The following is a 17,942-nucleotide window of genomic DNA, read 5'->3' as shown; positions in this document are numbered from 1 at the left end:
AAGAGATTAAGAAAAAACCACTTACATATTACGACGATACTGTCCACCAACTTCAAACAATGCTGATGTGATTTGCCCTAAACTACATACTTTACAAACATCCATTAAAGCTTCAAAAATATTTTGATTGTTAATAGCCTTGTTCTGCAAGTCTTTTAATAATTCGGTTGTATCAGTTGCTTTATGTAAATTTTGTAGCGTCTTAATTTGGTTTTCTTTTTCCTCTTCTGTCGCTCTAATTACTTCAGCAGGTTGCACTGTTGGTGACCCTTTACTACTCAAGAATGTATTTACACCAATAATTGGGAATTCGCCATTATGCTTCAACGTTTCGTAGTATAAACTTTCTTCCTGAATTTTTGAACGTTGGTACATCGTTTCCATAGCACCAAGTACACCACCACGTTCTGTGATTCTGTCAAACTCAGTCAATACTGCTTCTTCTACTAAATCGGTTAGTTCTTCTATGATGAAAGAGCCTTGAATTGGGTTTTCATTCTTAGCTAAACCTAATTCTTTATTTATAATCAACTGAATTGCCATTGCACGACGTACGGATTCTTCCGTTGGCGTTGTAATCGCTTCATCATACGCATTTGTATGTAACGAATTACAATTATCGTAAATCGCATAAAGTGCCTGAAGCGTAGTTCTAATGTCGTTGAAATCAATTTCCTGAGCGTGTAAACTACGACCAGATGTTTGAATATGATACTTCAACATTTGTGCTCTTGGATTAGCACCATATTTATGCTTTAAGGCTTTTGCCCAAATTTTACGTGCTACACGACCAATTACCGCATATTCTGGGTCGATACCATTTGAGAAGAAGAATGATAAATTCGGTCCGAATTTATTGATGTCCATTCCTCTACTTAGGTAATATTCTACATACGTAAACCCGTTAGCAAGTGTAAACGCTAACTGCGAAATTGGATTAGCACCAGCTTCAGCAATATGATATCCTGAAATAGAAACTGAGTAGAAGTTACGCACATTATTTTCAATAAAATATTCTTGTACGTCACCCATTAAACGTAAGGCAAATTCTGTTGAGAAAATACAAGTATTCTGTGCCTGATCTTCTTTTAAAATATCTGCCTGAACCGTTCCTCTTACCTGAGCAATTGTCTTTGCTTTAATGTCTTCGTAGACGTCTTTTGGTAATACTTGATCACCTGTAACACCTAATAACATCAACCCTAAACCATCATTTCCTTCAGGAATCTCGGCGTTGTATTTAGGACGTTCTTTGTCTTTATAAACAGCCTTTATCTTTTGCTCAACCTCATCTTCTAAGCCATTTTCTTTGATATAAATTTCACATTGCTGATCTATGGCGGCATTCATAAAAAAGCCTAACAACATTGGCGCAGGACCGTTAATAGTCATACTTACCGACGTCATAGCATCAGCTAGATTAAATCCTGAATACAGTTTTTTAGCATCGTCTAAACAACAAATACTTACACCTGCATTACCAATTTTACCATAAATATCTGGTCTGTAATCTGGATCATTTCCGTATAAAGTTACCGAATCGAAAGCTGTAGATAAACGCTTTGCTGGCATACCTAAACTTACATAGTGAAAACGTCTGTTGGTACGCTCTGGACCACCCTCACCAGCAAACATACGCGTTGGATCTTCACCTGTTCTTTTAAAAGGATATAATCCTGAAGCATACGGAAATTCTCCTGGCACATTTTCTTGTAAGCACCATCTTAAAATATCTCCCCAAGCTTGGTATTTTGGCAAAGCTACCTTAGGAATATCTGAATGCGATAACGACTTAGTGTGCGTTTCTATCTTAATTTCTTTATCTCTCACCTTGAAGCTATAAATTGGATCTTTATAGCGATTGACCTTATCATCCCAGCCTGTGATGATTTCCCAATTGTAAGGATCTAAGTTTAGTTTTACGCGATCGAATTCTGCGATAAGCATTTTAATAAAATCCTTCTTGTCATCCTGAACTTGTTTCAAGATTTCATCTTGGTCTAAACCTTGTTTTCCTATAAAAGATCTTTCGACTGAGCTCAAGGTGACATTTCCTACCGAACAAATGGTTTTAAAAATTCCGTAAAGCTTTTGAGCTACATCTACTTGAGCATCAGCTGTTTTGTCGTAAGCTCTATTATTCTCGGCAATTTCTGATAAGTAACGCGTGCGTGATGGTGGAATGACGAAAATTTTCTCGCTCATTTCCTTAGAAATCTCGAATGTCGATTTTAAATCTGCATTTGTTTTTTCAGCTACTTTATCCATTATCGCTTTGTAGAGCGTGTTCATTCCAGGATCGTTAAACTGAGACGCGATAGTACCAAAAACAGGCATTGTATCAGGATCTTCGTGCCATAAATTGTGGTTACGCATATATTGTTTTTTCACATCACGTAAAGCATCTAAAGCACCACGTTTATCGAATTTGTTAATCGCTACTAAATCTGCAAAATCTAACATATCGATTTTTTCAAGCTGTGTGGCTGCACCAAATTCTGGTGTCATTACATAAAGTGACACATCGCTATGCTCTAAGATTTCAGTATCTGATTGTCCGATACCAGATGTTTCTAAGATAATTAAATCGTATTCAGCCGCTTTTAAAACTTCTACCGCTTCATTTACATATTTTGAAAGCGCTAGGTTAGATTGACGTGTTGCCAAACTGCGCATATATACACGAGGTGAGTTAATGGCATTCATACGGATTCTATCTCCTAATAATGCACCACCTGTTTTACGTTTTGAAGGATCAACAGAAATCAATCCCACTGTTTTCTCAGGAAAATCGATTAGGAAGCGACGTACCAACTCATCTACTAACGACGACTTACCTGCTCCACCTGTACCTGTGATTCCGAGAACTGGTGTTTTTGAAGTTTTATTTTTATTATGAATAGTTTCTAAAGCATCTTTTGCAACCTCTGGAAAGTTTTCAGCAGCAGAAATAACTCTTGCTATCGATTTTGGATTTTTATTGCTAAGCTCTTTAACTTCCCCATTTAAATGATCTCCAATAGCATAATCTGATTTTTGAACCAAATCGTTTATCATTCCTTGTAATCCCATTTCCCTACCATCATCTGGTGAATAGATTCTGGTGATACCATAATCCATTAGCTCTTTAATCTCTTCAGGAAGAATTACTCCACCTCCACCACCAAAAATCTTGATGTGTTCTGCCCCTTTTTCTTTCAATAAATCGTACATATATTTAAAGTACTCATTGTGTCCGCCTTGATAAGACGTCATTGCTATCGCATTTGCATCTTCTTGTATGGCTGTATTAACAACCTCTTCTACACTTCTGTCGTGCCCAAGATGAATGACCTCTACTCCTGTAGATTGAATAATGCGACGCATTATATTTATAGCTGCATCGTGCCCATCAAAAAGGGATGCTGCAGTTACTATACGTACTTTATGTTTTGGTTTATATGGTGCGATTTGTTCCATTCGTAAAAATCCTACTTATTTGAGGTGCAAATTTAAGGAATATTCAAAAAAAATTCGAAAAGTTTAATAAATATATAATCATTATTGATGATAAAGTAAGCTCAAGTTTTTATTCTTAAAAAATTAAGTTATATATAGACTTTCAGCCAAATTGATTTTCAATCAAGCCATCACAAACAAAACCCTAAAACCCTCATAATCAACATGTAATTTTAGCATTTAAAACAAAGTAATGTGACTCATGAAGAAATGTCGTGTCTAACAAGAACATATGGGACGATAATTCTCATTATAATAAACTATAACCATTAACTAATTATTTATTTCTTATGAAACAAAAATTATTATTACTAGTTTGCTTTGTTGCCGGAATAGGATTTTCAAAAGCACAAGGACCACCAACAAACCCTGAACCAGGTAAATGTTATGTAAAATGTATTACTAAAGATGAGTTTAAAGATGTTGAAGAGACTATTCAAACTTACCCAGCTTACACTACTCTACAAGTAATACCTGCAACATACAAAACCGTTGAAGAGCGCGTATTAGTAAAAGAAGCCTCTAAAAAGTTTGTTTATGTACCTGCTACATACGAAACTGTTGAGGTTCCTTATGTAAAGCAAGAAGGACGCACAGATTTAAAAGTTGTTCCTGCAACTTTTGGAAGTGATTCTAGAACTTTTGAAATTTACCCGAAAACTTCTGGTTGGGAATATAAAATACTAGAAGATTGCCCTTCTGTAGATAAGGACGACTGTGTTGCCGCTTGTTTTGTTGAGTATCCTGCTCAATCTAGAGATGTAAGCTTTACAACTTTAGCTTCTGATGCAAGCACCAATTCAATACCTGTACCAGAACAAAACACAACTTACAAAAAGCGTGTAATTAAGACTCCTGCAAGAATGGATGAGATAGAAATTCCTGCTGAGTACACTACAATCAAAAGAAGAGTTGTAGATACACCTGCCAGAACAGAGACTAACACAATACCTGCACAATACCAAACAGTTACAAGAACTGTATTAGACAAAAAAGGAGGTATTACTACTTGGGAAGAAGTTGATTGTGAGTTATTAAATCCTAATGTGTTACCTGTTTTTTATGAATTAGGTAGTGCTAGATTAACATCGGCATCTAAGAAGACTATTGATGACACATTATTACCAATCTTAAATGATAGTAATGTAAGCATTGAAATTATGTCTCATACAGACTCTAGAGGTAATGATGATTTCAACCAATCTTTATCACAACAAAGAGCAAACTCTGTTGTAAACTATCTAGTATCTAAAGGCATCTCAAGAAGCCGATTAACAGCTAGAGGTTTTGGTGAAACAAGATTAACCAATAGATGTTCTAACGGTGTGGAGTGTTCTGAAGCTCAGCACCAAAAAAACAGACGTACAGAATTTAGAGTTATTTCTAACTAATGAAATTACTGTGTTCTAATAAAAAAGCTCCTTGTCAAGGAGCTTTTTTTTCTATATGATATACTGGATAAGTAATCGTTCTCTTTTCAACTTTAATACCGTAGTTGTCTTCTAAATCAATTTGCATTAACTGGAAAAACTTATAATGAAAATCCCAATCGTGCAATGCTAAATTCATATCACTATCATCTGGAATAATAATTGGCATGTCTAAAACATTTGCCAATTGATAAGCAATATCCTTTAAAGACACATTATCACCTTGTATTTGAGAGTCACCAATTAAATACTTAGCATTATTCTTTCCCCAATCTATCTGATTAGTATCCCAAAACTTTGGAGTATCTATAGTAAAACTCATACCTTCTCCTTCACTAAACTTTCTATCCACACTTAAACTTAATTCTGAAATTAGTTTGAATGCTAAATTCTCATTGGTATTGAATGGTTTTTTGAAATACACTTCATAATTGGTATCTAAGCCTTCTGCAACAACTATCTGATTCTTATATATCTTAGCTAGATATCCCAATACAGATTTTAATGAGCCTGAAACTTTTAAATAATTATCATTATCTACAACACTTAGCTCTTCAAAACCACTTACTAAAGGTTTAAACTCCATTGCTTCAGTTGGAATATATTCATTTGAAGTTTCATCCTCTATGCTAACAACATCAAAAAATGAACTTAACGATGTTCTGGCTGTTTGCTGTCTTAAAAACCTAGAAACCATCTCTTTCTTTAAATCTGGAGCACCTCCTTCCCACAGCACTTTACCATTTGCATTAAACAACACACCTGCCGGCAAGACCTTTACATTATACTTATCAAAAGTTTCCTTATTATAATCAATGGCTACCGTTAAATTATTAGGATGATTCTTCAAGAACTTCTCTACTTTGAGTGGGTTTTCACTAGATAAGGAGACTACATAAAATTCATTGGGAAACTGACTTTGCAAAACTTTTAAATGTTCTTTTGCCGTAATACATGGCACACACCACGTTGCCCAAAAATCAACAAAAAATAATTTGTTATTATCGGGAGAAGCAATTGTAGATTTCTGAATAAACTCAGAGACTTTTATCTGACCAAAAGTGTAATTAACCATAAATAAGAAAATTACAACTACAGATAGATTTTTTTTATTTAAACAATTCATGATGAATTTTAAAATTCACTAATAGATAATCAAATACTATGCTAAAAATAAGAATTTTAACTATTAAATACTTTCTAACCTTTTTCTGGCACTAAAATTGTCAATAATTTTTTAGTACTACTTATTTTAAAATATCTTTGTTTAAAACTAAATCCTGAATTATGATCAAGAGAGTCTTTATCCTATTTATAGCCTTCAATTTAACTGGTTGTGCAGAATTACAAAACGTTATTAATGAACTTCCACAAACAAGTGGAATAAGTAATGAAGATATGGCTGCTGGTTTGCGCCAAGCCCTAGATTTAGGTATTGATAAACAAGTTACTAAGCTTACCCAAACCGATGGTTTCTACAAAAATGAGCTGGTTAAAATTCTTTTACCTGAAGAGTTACAAAAAGTAGATGACGCTTTACGTAAAGTAGGATTAAGCAGCTTGGCTGATGAAGGTATTAAAGCACTCAACAGGGCAGCCGAAGATGCTGTAAAAGAAGCTACACCTATATTTGTTAATGCCATTAAGGACATTACTTTTAATGATGCCAAAAATATTTTGCTTGGCGAGGATAATGCCGCGACTGAATATTTAACGTCTAAAACTCAAACGCAGCTTTACGATAAATTTAAACCAGTAATAAGCAATTCTTTTGGTAAGGTTGGTGCAGATCAAATTTGGAACAACCTTATTACCAAATACAACAACTTACCGCTTACCAGCAATGTAAATCCGGATTTAACAGATTATGTAACCACCGAAGCTTTAAAAGGTGTGTATACTATGATTGCTGTTGAGGAAAAAGAAATAAGAACTAAAGTTTCTTCTAGAACTACAGATTTGCTTAAGAAAGTATTTGCTCTACAAGATTGATATAACGTTTTTTAACATATTTTTTTATTAACAATACAAGTTTTATTCACTTAATTTTTAGTAAATTAGAAGTTCTAATCAACATTCTTTTACCGTGCATAATTCAGAAAAATTGCTCCGAAAGAGGTTTAAATTAAGACAAGAATACCTACGACTTATTGAGGATGCTTACAATCTGAGGCAAACTGACCATGCGCTTAGTGATTTTTCAGAGTTTAAAGCCACAAAAATTTTACATCAACTTAATAAACTTAAGTTTGTTATTGATGATACTAAGTTAATTACCGAATAGTTAATTTTTGCGCTTATATAATCCATCAAAGGCCACTGTAACATCTTTATCGTTTGTTATGGTTTCCCAAAGTTGTCTTACTGTACCGTCCTCATTGTCTGTCCATGTTATGCGATGAAAAAAAGTTTTGCCTTCAGCATTCTTCTCATCGTCTGTTCTTAAAATCATTTGATTACCAACTTTGTTTCCTTTTAAATGCAAACTCTGTCCTTGATTGTCAATCCAGATTTGCTCCCATTGTTTTATTTTATTGTTGTAAAAATTATTACTAGTTCCTGTGTAACCAGGTGTAGCGCTTGTCCAGTTTTCTTGCAACACACAATCTCCTTGCATTTTTTTAATAGTATTTTCTCCTGCTTTAGTACCATCAGGATTGATAACTTCCCAAGTTCCTATCCAAAAATCGAATTCTGAATGTTTTTCAGTACAACATTTACAAGTAGAGTTTTGTGCTATTAAAGTTGAGTTAAATAAAATTAATGTCAACAGTAGTGTAATGTTTTTCATGATTGATAGAGTTTTACCTTAAGTTATTAAACTACATTTAATTATATGCTAATATTAACATAACATATAAATCATAGAAAGTCAACATCTTTGTACCGCAAAAGAGATTAAGTCTTAAAAGAGATTAGAACAAGTTAGTTAGATTAAAGTCGGTATTTTAGTTAGGTGCCGACTTTTTTTATTTAATAAAAAGACGTTTTAAAATACTTGTAAGATTTAAGTAGTCGACTACCATACCAAGAGAACATTTCGCCATCTACTATCATAGCTTTTTTATCTTGAAACTCATTTTTAAAATCTTCAACATCCTTGTATTTAAAGGGATAGGGCTCGCTAGACAGCAATATAAAATCTGCTTCTTTTAATTTTGGATGATCTAGATGTATTTCTGGATAACGCGCTTCGTTTTCAAAAACATTACTAAAACCAGCTTCATTAAACATCGTATTAATAAAAGTATTTGATGCAGCAACCATCCAAGGATTCTTCCAAATAAAATAGGCAGCTTTTGGTTTCTGTTTAAATGTTGTATTAGATTGAAATTCCTCTCTTTCTATTTTAATAGCTTCTATTAACTCTGAAGCTTTGGAAGGGATTTTGAAAATTGCACCATACATTTTGATGAGTTCCAAACAATCTTCAACAGTATTAACATCGCTAATATGAATTGGCGCTATAGACTCTAACGCTTTTACCATATCTTCTGTATTTTCCTCTTTATTACAAAGAATGATATCTGGTTGAAGCGCTTTTATTTTTTCAATATTAACTTGTTTGGTGCCACCGACAATGGTTTTGTTTTTTCGAAGCGAGGAAGGATGCACACAAAACTTTGTAATACCAATAAGTTCATTTTCTAGTCCTAAATCTACCAACAATTCGCTTTGAGATGGCACTAACGATACAATTCGTTTTGGAGATTTGTTAAGTTGAAGTTCTCTATTAAGTTGATCTAAGTATTTCATTAGAAGATGCTGAAACAAGTTCAGCATGACAAATTTTAATGTTCCAAAATTTCCTTCATCTGCAATTGCAATTCTTTAGCTTTTGCTGCCGCAGCCTGTGCAAAATCATCATTTTGAGATGCATAAATTATTCCTCTAGAAGAATTAATAAGCAAACCTATATTATCAGTCATTCCGTATTTACAAACATCTTGAAGGTTACCACCTTGTGCTCCAACACCTGGCACTAGTAAAAAACTATCTGGAATTATTTGTCTGATATCTGCTAAATACTCTGCCTTTGTTGCACCTACTACGTACATTAAGTTTTCAGAATTTTCCCAAGTCTTTGAAGTTTTTAATACTTGTTTATACAACTCAATTCCCTCAACCTGTTTGGTTTGAAAATCGAACGCACCTTGATTGGACGTCAACGCCAAAAGAATAGTATGCTTATCCTTAAATGTTAAAAATGGTTCTACAGAATCTTTGCCCATATATGGTGCTACGGTAACACTATCAAAACCTAGATCTTCAAAAAAAGCTTTTGCATACATCGTACTTGTGTTACCAATGTCTCCACGTTTTGCATCTGCTATGGTGTAAATTTCTGGATAGTTTTTATTAAGATAGTTTATGGTTTTTTCTAAAGCCTGCCAGCCTTTTATACCATAAGCTTCGTAAAATGCTGTATTAGGTTTGTATGCCACACACAGCTGATGTGTTGCGTCAATTATAGCTTTATTAAACGCAAATATTGGGTCTTCTTCCTCTAAAAGATGTTGAGGAATTTTATTTAGATCTACATCCAGTCCCACGCAAAGAAAGGATTGCTTTTTTTTAATTTGAGTGATTAGTTGTTGTGTTGTCATGTTATAAAAAAAGCCTCAAAAAAGAGGCCTAAAAATTTATATTGTTTCGTCGCTAGCTTTTAATAACTCTGTGTTTTCTGCAAGCATTAATTCGTCTATTATTTTTTGGATATCTCCGTCTATGATATTTGACAAATCGTAAAGTGTTAGACCAATTCTGTGATCTGTAACACGACCTTGTGGGTAGTTGTATGTTCTAATTTTCTCACTTCTATCACCACGCTTTATTATGCTTTTTCGTCTTTCTGAGTCGGCCTCTTGTTGCTTTTCTAATTCTCTTTCATATAAGCGAGAACGTAAAACCTTTAAGGCTTTTTCTAAATTTTTGTGAGATGATTTCTGATCCTGACAACTTACAATCATACCTGTTGGCTCATGGTGTAATTTAATTGCAGAATAGGTTGTGTTTACCGACTGACCACCAGGACCTGTAGAGGTTGTACGCTCTATTCGCACTTCTGTCATGTCTAACTCGTAATCAAACTCTTCAACTTCTGGAGAAACCATAACTGTCGTGGTACTTGTGTGTACACGACCTTGTGTTTCGGTTTGTGGCACACGTTGTACACGATGCACACCAGCTTCAAATTTTAACGTTCCGTATACGTCTTCGCCTGTAACTTCAAAAATAATTTCTTTAAAACCACCAGATGTTCCCTCGCTTGTACTTACTACGTCTACTTTCCAGCCTTTATCGCTACAGTACTTTGAGTACATTCTATATAAATCACCTGCAAAAATACTAGCTTCGTCTCCACCTGCACCTGCTCTAATTTCTACAACTGCATTCTTATTATCGTCTGGATCTTTTGGTATCAATAAGAACTTGATTTCTTCTTCTATTTTTGGCAAATCTTCTTTAGCTTCATCTAACTGCATTTTTGCCATTTCTACCATTTCGTCATCAGAACCATCAGCTATAATCTCTTCTGCTTCAGAAATATTGTCTAATAATTCTTTATAAACTGCACCTTTATCAACTATTTTCTTTAAGTCTTTGTATTCTTTATTTAGTTGAATATAACGCTTCTGATCTGCAATAATATCTGGCTGTATAATGAGGTCGTTTACCTCATCGAATCGTTGTTTTACAATCTGTATTTTCTCTAACATCTCTCTTCAAAAAATTGGAAATCAAAAGTACAATTTTTTATGTGATAATCGGGATTTAAGTATTCAGAAACTTTATACTGAGTTTACGTATTTGATTGGGTTTGTATTTTGTGTCTCTTCTAAAAAATAAATTTTAGTCTTTTAGCGTTGTAGGTAGTATGCGAAAGCAGTTTACCTCTATACTAAACTACTATAAGCCGCTTGCTCTATGGTCGTTTTTAGTGACCATTGCTATTACGGTGATTAATCCAGAACTAATTTTAGCGCTTTGCACTAAACTGTTCTTGGTCTTTTTGCTATGGATAATGATTAGTGACAGAAAACTAAGACAACGCTTAAATTTTTATAAAATAAGAGGTGTGTCTAACCTTAAATTCTTCAGTATTATATTTTTGTTAGATAGCTTAATTACTTGTGTTTTTCTATCACTTATAAAAGGGTTTATTTAATGAGAAATATCAGGGCTCTGAACTACCAGCAACTATACTATCTAAGTCTACAACTACTCCTACACCTAGCAACTGTTTCCACTGAATTTTTGGACCTTCTACCACAACCTCCTCATTAGTGATTTCGTTTGTTTCTACCTCAGCCTTTATATCATGATCGTATCTAAGATGAGAGCCTAAGGTTGCTTGTACAAATTTGTTGACCTTCATATCTAGATTAACTTCCCAATCTACATCCACATTACCAAAGTTCACTAAGTAGTCCGTGTAAAGTCTTAAACGTGAGTTTAGTTTTATGTTTTCAAAAACTTCATCTTCAAATTGACCTGTAAACAGCATACCAAATTCTTGACGAGTATTTTCACCTTTTTTCACAATATTCCCATCCATATCATAAATTGCCGGTTTAACACCAAAAGCACCTTGATTGGCTAATGCTTCATCTAATACAAATGTTGTTTTTAATGTTAATGGTGATGCATACAATGAAAATCTTTCTATATGTCTACCATACTCCATACCTGCTCCTAAAAACACATAGCCTGGAGCCATAAATCTTGAAATGGGATTGTTATCATCTGGACTACTGTATCCGTTAGCAAATTGGGTATTAAAACTAAACCTTGCAGAATAGAACCAGTTACTTTCGGGACTTTTCTCAATACCAAAATTAGAAATTACCTCAATAACATCTTCCGTTTTAAACAGTGATTGTTTTTCCTGCTTATTTAAACCGTAACGTAGGTTGAGAGAAGAGTTCCAAAAATAAGTTTCTTCTTTATATTTAGCTGATGCCTTTCCACTAAGTATTGCTGAAATTGAGTTTGTTCCACCTGCATTCCAATTAGAAAATGAAACCTGATTAAGATAAAAACCTACTTCATTTTTGGTGTTCCAACCTAAATTTAACTTCTCCTTTGGCTTTATTAAAAATAAAGAATCTGGCTGTGCAGAAATACCAATACTAAATAACAACGTAAAAACTAAAACACTCTTTTTTATACTCTGCATACTTACAATAGTTTAATAAGTAAAAGTTCCGTATTCACTTTTTATGGTTAATTTTTTATCCTCTGAAGCTTCTACTCTACCAATAATCTGAGCATCTACATTAAATGATTTTGATATTGCAATAATGTCTTCAGCAATCTCTGGCTTAACATACAATTCCATGCGATGACCGCAATTAAAAACCTGATACATTTCCTTCCAATCTGTTTTAGATTGCTCTTGAATGAGTTTGAATAACGGTGGAATTTTGAACATATTATCTTTCACAATATGGAGCTTATCTACAAAGTGAAGTATTTTGGTTTGTGCACCACCACTACAATGCACCATCCCATGAACTTTATCGCTATTGTATTTATTAAGAATACTTTTAATTATAGGAGCATAAGTTCTGGTAGGCGACAGCACTAACTTACCTGCATCTATTGGAGAATTCTCTACTGCATCAGTTAGTTTGATTTTACCTGAATATACCAAGTCTTCTGGTACTGAGGCGTCGAAACTTTCAGGATATTTTTTAGCTAAATATTTTGAAAACACATCGTGTCTTGCCGATGTTAGACCATTGCTTCCCATACCTCCGTTATATTCAGTCTCGTAAGTTGCTTGACCAAAAGATTCTAATCCTACGATAACATCACCTTCAGAAATATTTGCATTATCTATGACGTTAGAGCGTTTCATACGAGCTGTAACTGTTGAGTCTACAATGATAGTTCTTACCAAATCTCCAACATCTGCAGTTTCTCCACCTGTAGAATGAATAGTGACACCAAAACCCTTTAAATCTTCTATTAGTTCTTCCGTACCATTTATAATTGCTGAAATTACTTCGCCTGGAATAAGGTTTTTATTTCTGCCTATAGTAGAAGATAGCATTATGTTATCTGTTGCGCCTACACATAGCAAATCGTCAATGTTCATTATTAAGGCATCTTGGGCAATACCTTTCCAAACAGATAAATCACCTGTTTCTTTCCAATACATATAGGCTAAAGACGACTTGGTACCTGCTCCATCTGCATGCATAATTAGGCAATACTCATCATCATTTGTAAGATAGTCTGGCACTATTTTACAAAAGGCCTTAGGAAAAAGCCCTTTGTCTATATTCTTTATAGCATTGTGTACATCTTCTTTTGAGGCAGAAACACCTCTTTGGGCATATCTTTTGCTTACAGAATTACTCATTGAAACTGGTAATGATTCTTAGTAGTGCAAAAGTAAGAATAGAAATTAATTATTTGATTAAATTAGAATTTATTACGGTTTCAATATCTTCTAATATTTGCTCTTTCCTTTTGTTACCACCAAAATAAATATTTACACCCAACCCTACTCGCAAAAAAGATTCATCACTATCTGGCATTATTAAACCTTCTACCTCATTAGAAAGCACATAATTATAATCACCAAATAGCTTTAGCCCTAATCCTTCCATAATTATGTACTCTAAACCTAATCCAAATTGAACTTTAGTATGTGTTTCTTCAAAAGAACTTGATGCGTTATAACCATAACCACCGAAAACAAAAGGGGAAAGCTCAGTATAAGGACTTACTAAATACTCAAGGTTGAGGTCGAAGGACATAAAACCTTTATTGATATTATTGCCAAGCGCGATGTTATATTTATTGAACGATAAATTAACATTAAGGTTACTTATTATGTGGTATTTGTAACCTAATCTAAAAAAAACATCAAGTTCAGAGTCAGCATAGTCTCCAAGAATCATTGTAGTACCCACAACAGCATCAGCAGCGTGTGTACCTCTCAATTCTAAAAAATCCAACTCTCTATAAAGTTCTTCGTTACTTTGCTCTATTTTTTCTTCTTGAGTATTCTCTTCTTGGGCAATTACAAAAAATAGATTTAAAAAAATAAAAATTATTGTTAGGAATTGATTTTTATTTACAACAATCATACAAGCTCTATTAGCAAATAAGCTTAAGTCATTTAAGTATCTGAGGCATCACAATATAGAGAAATATTTTTCAATTAATCAAAAAATCAAAGACCAACGGTATAAAAAAAAGGATAAAACCAATAATATGATTTTATCCTTTTATAATTTTTTTTGGCTTTACGCCTGATTAATATCTTAGTTTTTAAGATTCTGCCTGTAGCGTTGATTGTACATTGACAACCTCATCCTTTACAACATCTTTAATGTCATCAGAATTGTCTTGTGAGAGAATTAAGGTCGCACCCACTAGAATAGCTACACTTAATAGTAACTTCTTCATTTTTACAAATATTGATTAATAGCATTACAAACATACTAAATAATGCGTTTGTAAAAATGATGAAAACTAGTTTTTTTATAACAATCAATAGTGTTTTCGACAATGGGCAATTGTTATCGACAAACAACACGAATTCTGATTTTTCAACGAAATTTTATACGTATAACTACGTACAAAAACAGCTCAAAGTGTTGCTATAGACTCACTACTTAGTAAAAAGTAGTTCTCTATATTTTGTAAGTGGCCATAATTCGTCATCAATCATCAACTCTAGTTTGTCGCAATGGTATCTTATATCATCAAAAAGCGGTTTTACTTTATTGCAATACCCTTTTGCTTTCTTTTCAATATTACTTTGAGAATTTAAACTTTTACGTTCTTCAACCATTTTAGTTACTAAAGAATTTATGGCTTCTATATGTTTTGAAATCTGTTCAATAATATTTAATTGTTCTTTTGCTAAATCTTTAAAGTGTTCACCGTAAATAGCCTTGAGTCCTTTCACATTTTCAATAAGAACATTTTGATATCTTACAGCTGTAGGTACTACATGATTACGAGCAATATCACCCATAACCCTACTCTCTATCTGAATATGAAGAATGTACTCTTCCATTTCTATTTCATAGCGAGCTTTAGCTTCCACTTCATTCATAACACCTAGGTTTTCAAAGAGCTCTATTGAGGATTTCGCCACTTTAACCTTAAGTGCATCAGGAGTTGTTTTATTGTTACTTAAACCACGTTTTTTTGCTTCTTTCTCCCATGCTTCACTATAACCATTCCCTTCAAAAAGGATGGCTTTTGATGTTTTAATATACTCTCTTAATACATTAAAAATGGCATCATCTTTCTTCATTGATTTTTTATCAATCAACACATCAACTTCTTCTTTAAAATCCATTAATTGCTTGGCAACAATAGTATTTAAAACCGTCATAGGATTTGCACAATTTGCCTTAGAACCGACAGCTCTAAACTCAAACTTATTTCCTGTAAAAGCAAAAGGTGAGGTTCGGTTTCTATCTGTATTATCCAATAGTATTTCTGGGATTTTACCAACAACGTTTAGCTTTAAATCTGTTTTTTCTTGAGGTGATAATTTTCCTTTTGTTACACTTTCTAATTCTTCTAAAACCTTAGTTAACTGCGCACCAATAAATACTGAAATTATTGCAGGAGGTGCTTCGTTAGCACCTAAACGATGATCGTTACTAGCTGATGCAATGGCAGCTCTTAATAATTCTTCGTGAGTTTGTACTGCTTTTATGGTATTAATAAAAAAGGTTAAAAATTGTAAATTGCTCATTGGTGTTTTACCAGGAGACAAAAGGTTTATTCCAGTATCTGTACTTAAACTCCAATTATTATGTTTACCTGAACCGTTAACACCTGCAAATGGTTTTTCGTGCATTAAAACGCTAAAATTATGACGTTTAGCAACCTTTTGCATTACATCCATTAATAACGAATTATGATCTACTGCGAGATTAGCCTCTTCAAAAATTGGTGCCAGCTCAAATTGGTTTGGAGCTACTTCGTTGTGTCTTGTTTTAACAGGAATACCCAACAACATACATTCATTTTCTAAATCTCTCATGTAAGCCATAGCTCTAGACGGAATGGTTCCGAAGTAATGATCGTCTAGCTGTTGTCCTTTTGCAGGCGAATGTCCTAATAGAGTTCTTCCAGTTAAAACAATATCTGGTCTAGATGTTGCCAAAGCATTATCAATTAAAAAGTATTCTTGCTCCCATCCTAAAGAAGCACTTACTTTCTTCACATTTTTATCAAAATATTTACAAACTGCTACAGCAGCTTTATCAACTGCATGAAGAGCTCTAAGTAAAGGAGTCTTATAGTCTAACGCTTCTCCTGTATAAGAGACAAAAACGGTCGGAATACACAATGTTGTACCATAAACAAAAGCTGGTGATGTTGGGTCCCATGCTGTGTAACCTCTGGCTTCAAAGGTATTTCTTATACCTCCATTTGGAAAACTAGATGCATCTGGCTCTTGTTGCACCAACTGGCTACCACCAAACTTTTCGATAGCAATACCATCTCCAATCGTTTCAAAAAAAGCATCATGCTTTTCTGCGGTTGCTCCAGTTAATGGCTGAAACCAATGTGTATAGTGTGTAGCTCCTTTAGAAATAGCCCATTCTTTCATTGCTGTAGAAATATGGTCTGCTAAAACACGGTCTATTTTAGTACCCTTAGTTATAGCTTCCATAATACTAGACAGAGCTTCTTTGGTTAAATACTGACGCATTGCATTTTCATTAAATACATTAGCACCAAATACTTCTGAGCGTCGTTTCGGCTCTTTTATTTTTAAAGGTTTTCTTTTTAATGATTCTTTTACAGCGAAAAATCTCAATGTTGACATATTAGTAAAATTTTGGCTCAAAAATACGAAATTATCAAAATCACTAACACATACCCCTAAAAAATTAGGGCTTATTAACAACTATTAATAACATTTTACCTAAAACACCCTATTTTTTTTGATAGCATTGAAAAAAATAACAATATTTGCACCGTCAAATTATAAATCTTAAACTGATGAGTAAATCTAAATTAGAGTACATATGGCTAGATGGTTATAAGCCTACTCAAAACATGAGAAGTAAAACTAAAGTTGAAGACGACTTTAGTGGAAAATTAGAAGACTGTCCTATTTGGTCTTTTGATGGTAGTTCTACCAGACAAGCAGAAGGTGGTGCTTCAGATTGTTTATTAAAGCCAGTTGCTATTTATCCAGATCCTACAAGAAAAAATGGGTACCTAGTAATGACAGAAGTATTAAATGCTGACGGAACTCCTCATGTGTCTAACGGAAGAGCTACTATAGATGATGATGATAATGATTTCTGGTTTGGTTTTGAGCAAGAATACTTTATTATGGACAAGAAAACACAACTACCTCTAGGTTTTCCTGTTGGTGGATATCCTGCTCCACAAGGTTTATATTACTGTTCTGTTGGAGGAAGAAACACTCACGGTAGAGATTTAGTTGAAGAGCACGCTGACCTTTGTATTGCTGCTGGATTAAATTTTGAAGGTATTAACCAAGAAGTAGCTTCTGGGCAATGGGAATTTCAATTGTTTGCTAAAGGTGCAAAAAAGGCTGGTGACGAAATTTGGGTAGCGCGTTATTTATTAGACAGATTGACTGAAAAATATGGTTACTATATTGAGTACCACCCAAAACCATTAGGTAAAGACATGGATTGGAATGGTTCTGGAATGCATGCTAACTTCTCTAATACCACATTAAGAACTTGTGGAGATAAGGCTACTTATGAGAAAATCTGTGAAGCATTTAGACCAGTTGTTAAAGAACATATTGAAGTTTACGGTGAGTTTAACGACCAACGTTTAACTGGTGAGCACGAAACACAATCTATCGATCAGTTTAGCTATGGTATTTCTGATAGAGGAGCTTCAATTCGTATTCCAATTATTACTGTTGAAAAAGGTTGGAAAGGATGGTTAGAAGATCGTCGTCCGGCTTCTAACGCAGACCCTTATAAAGTTGCAGGTAGAATTGTAAAAACTGTAAAAAGTGCTGATGTATAGTTA

At 33.8% G+C, this 17,942-nt stretch carries 15 protein-coding genes; 4 read left to right on the top strand and 11 right to left on the bottom strand.

Translation table 11 applies throughout. The features are described from left to right. Positions 1 to 21 precede the first annotated feature (21 nt). Entirely contained in the window at positions 22 to 3,459 is a 3,438-nt protein-coding gene (locus tag MST30_RS09715) for a methylmalonyl-CoA mutase family protein (RefSeq protein WP_243471213.1), read from the bottom strand. Between the two features lie 329 nt (positions 3,460 to 3,788). Between MST30_RS09715 and MST30_RS09710 the strand changes: the two genes are divergently transcribed. Then, positions 3,789 to 4,889, top strand: a complete 1,101-nt coding sequence (locus tag MST30_RS09710) for an OmpA family protein (protein ID WP_243471212.1) — start codon at positions 3,789 to 3,791, stop codon at positions 4,887 to 4,889. A 34-nt stretch (positions 4,890 to 4,923) separates the two neighbouring features. Here the strand turns inward: MST30_RS09710 and MST30_RS09705 are convergent, their stop codons facing one another. Continuing rightward, on the bottom strand, positions 4,924 to 6,054 hold the full coding sequence (locus MST30_RS09705; protein WP_243471211.1) for a TlpA family protein disulfide reductase: 1,131 nt from the start codon (positions 6,052 to 6,054) through the stop codon (positions 4,924 to 4,926). Between the two features lie 161 nt (positions 6,055 to 6,215). Here MST30_RS09705 and MST30_RS09700 point away from each other — a divergent pair, with 161 nt between their 5' ends. Next, entirely contained in the window at positions 6,216 to 6,920 is a 705-nt protein-coding gene (locus tag MST30_RS09700; protein ID WP_243471210.1) for a DUF4197 domain-containing protein, read from the top strand. A gap of 94 nt (positions 6,921 to 7,014) precedes the next feature. Beyond that, complete coding sequence (locus MST30_RS09695) at positions 7,015 to 7,212, top strand: Lacal_2735 family protein (protein WP_243471209.1); 198 nt, start codon at positions 7,015 to 7,017, stop codon at positions 7,210 to 7,212. On the opposite strand, the gene MST30_RS09690 is transcribed toward MST30_RS09695, so the two are convergent. The 9 genes from MST30_RS09690 to MST30_RS09650 all read right to left on the bottom strand — a co-directional run bounded on the left by MST30_RS09690 (position 7,213) and on the right by MST30_RS09650 (position 16,746). Beyond that, positions 7,213 to 7,719 carry a hypothetical protein gene (locus tag MST30_RS09690; protein WP_243471208.1) on the bottom strand — a complete coding sequence of 169 codons (507 nt, stop codon included), beginning with the start codon at positions 7,717 to 7,719 and terminating at the stop codon, positions 7,213 to 7,215. It lies immediately after the preceding gene. Positions 7,720 to 7,901: 182 nt separating this feature from the next. Continuing rightward, on the bottom strand, positions 7,902 to 8,684 hold the full coding sequence (locus MST30_RS09685; RefSeq protein ID WP_243471207.1) for an ABC transporter substrate-binding protein: 783 nt from the start codon (positions 8,682 to 8,684) through the stop codon (positions 7,902 to 7,904). A gap of 35 nt (positions 8,685 to 8,719) precedes the next feature. Beyond that, positions 8,720 to 9,535 (bottom strand): orotidine-5'-phosphate decarboxylase, encoded by an 816-nt coding sequence (pyrF, locus tag MST30_RS09680; RefSeq protein ID WP_243471206.1) that lies wholly within the window; start codon positions 9,533 to 9,535, stop codon positions 8,720 to 8,722. Positions 9,536 to 9,571: 36 nt separating this feature from the next. Next, positions 9,572 to 10,648, bottom strand: a complete 1,077-nt coding sequence (prfA, locus tag MST30_RS09675; RefSeq protein WP_243471205.1) for a peptide chain release factor 1 — start codon at positions 10,646 to 10,648, stop codon at positions 9,572 to 9,574. A 458-nt stretch (positions 10,649 to 11,106) separates the two neighbouring features. After that, positions 11,107 to 12,108 carry a DUF3078 domain-containing protein gene (locus tag MST30_RS09670; protein ID WP_243471204.1) on the bottom strand — a complete coding sequence of 334 codons (1,002 nt, stop codon included), beginning with the start codon at positions 12,106 to 12,108 and terminating at the stop codon, positions 11,107 to 11,109. Positions 12,109 to 12,120: 12 nt separating this feature from the next. Next, the gene (locus MST30_RS09665) at positions 12,121 to 13,299 is read right to left on the bottom strand and encodes an AIR synthase related protein (protein WP_243471203.1); all 1,179 of its coding nucleotides are present in this window, start codon (positions 13,297 to 13,299) and stop codon (positions 12,121 to 12,123) included. A 49-nt stretch (positions 13,300 to 13,348) separates the two neighbouring features. Next, on the bottom strand, positions 13,349 to 14,032 hold the full coding sequence (locus tag MST30_RS09660) for a putative outer membrane beta-barrel protein (protein WP_243471202.1): 684 nt from the start codon (positions 14,030 to 14,032) through the stop codon (positions 13,349 to 13,351). A gap of 184 nt (positions 14,033 to 14,216) precedes the next feature. Next, positions 14,217 to 14,354, bottom strand: coding sequence for a hypothetical protein (locus tag MST30_RS09655; RefSeq protein ID WP_243471201.1), 138 nt, complete (start codon positions 14,352 to 14,354; stop codon positions 14,217 to 14,219). A gap of 205 nt (positions 14,355 to 14,559) precedes the next feature. After that, a complete protein-coding gene (locus MST30_RS09650; protein WP_243471200.1) occupies positions 14,560 to 16,746 on the bottom strand; it encodes a glutamine synthetase III family protein in 2,187 nt (728 codons plus the stop codon). A 176-nt stretch (positions 16,747 to 16,922) separates the two neighbouring features. Between MST30_RS09650 and MST30_RS09645 the strand changes: the two genes are divergently transcribed. Further along, positions 16,923 to 17,939, top strand: a complete 1,017-nt coding sequence (locus tag MST30_RS09645; protein WP_243471199.1) for a glutamine synthetase beta-grasp domain-containing protein — start codon at positions 16,923 to 16,925, stop codon at positions 17,937 to 17,939. Positions 17,940 to 17,942 lie beyond the last annotated feature (3 nt).

Origin of the sequence: Winogradskyella sp. MH6 (genome assembly GCF_022810765.1) — a bacterium.
Lineage (GTDB): Bacteria > Bacteroidota > Bacteroidia > Flavobacteriales > Flavobacteriaceae > Winogradskyella.
Note: the sequence above shows the minus strand (reverse complement) of the source record. Positions and strands in the feature narration are given on the sequence as shown.

Excerpts from the sequence above, each read along its gene's own strand:
- MST30_RS09715 (WP_243471213.1), bottom strand. The coding sequence starts at position 3,459 with ATGGAACAAATCGCACCATATAAACCAAAACATAAAGTACGTATAGTA.
- MST30_RS09710 (WP_243471212.1), top strand. The coding sequence starts at position 3,789 with ATGAAACAAAAATTATTATTACTAGTTTGCTTTGTTGCCGGAATAGGA.
- MST30_RS09705 (WP_243471211.1), bottom strand. The coding sequence starts at position 6,054 with ATGAATTGTTTAAATAAAAAAAATCTATCTGTAGTTGTAATTTTCTTA.
- MST30_RS09700 (WP_243471210.1), top strand. The coding sequence starts at position 6,216 with ATGATCAAGAGAGTCTTTATCCTATTTATAGCCTTCAATTTAACTGGT.
- MST30_RS09690 (WP_243471208.1), bottom strand. The coding sequence starts at position 7,719 with ATGAAAAACATTACACTACTGTTGACATTAATTTTATTTAACTCAACT.
- MST30_RS09685 (WP_243471207.1), bottom strand. The coding sequence starts at position 8,684 with ATGAAATACTTAGATCAACTTAATAGAGAACTTCAACTTAACAAATCT.
- pyrF (WP_243471206.1), bottom strand. The coding sequence starts at position 9,535 with ATGACAACACAACAACTAATCACTCAAATTAAAAAAAAGCAATCCTTT.
- prfA (WP_243471205.1), bottom strand. The coding sequence starts at position 10,648 with ATGTTAGAGAAAATACAGATTGTAAAACAACGATTCGATGAGGTAAAC.
- MST30_RS09670 (WP_243471204.1), bottom strand. The coding sequence starts at position 12,108 with ATGCAGAGTATAAAAAAGAGTGTTTTAGTTTTTACGTTGTTATTTAGT.
- MST30_RS09665 (WP_243471203.1), bottom strand. The coding sequence starts at position 13,299 with ATGAGTAATTCTGTAAGCAAAAGATATGCCCAAAGAGGTGTTTCTGCC.
- MST30_RS09660 (WP_243471202.1), bottom strand. The coding sequence starts at position 14,032 with ATGATTGTTGTAAATAAAAATCAATTCCTAACAATAATTTTTATTTTT.
- MST30_RS09655 (WP_243471201.1), bottom strand. The coding sequence starts at position 14,354 with ATGAAGAAGTTACTATTAAGTGTAGCTATTCTAGTGGGTGCGACCTTA.
- MST30_RS09650 (WP_243471200.1), bottom strand. The coding sequence starts at position 16,746 with ATGTCAACATTGAGATTTTTCGCTGTAAAAGAATCATTAAAAAGAAAA.
- MST30_RS09645 (WP_243471199.1), top strand. The coding sequence starts at position 16,923 with ATGAGTAAATCTAAATTAGAGTACATATGGCTAGATGGTTATAAGCCT.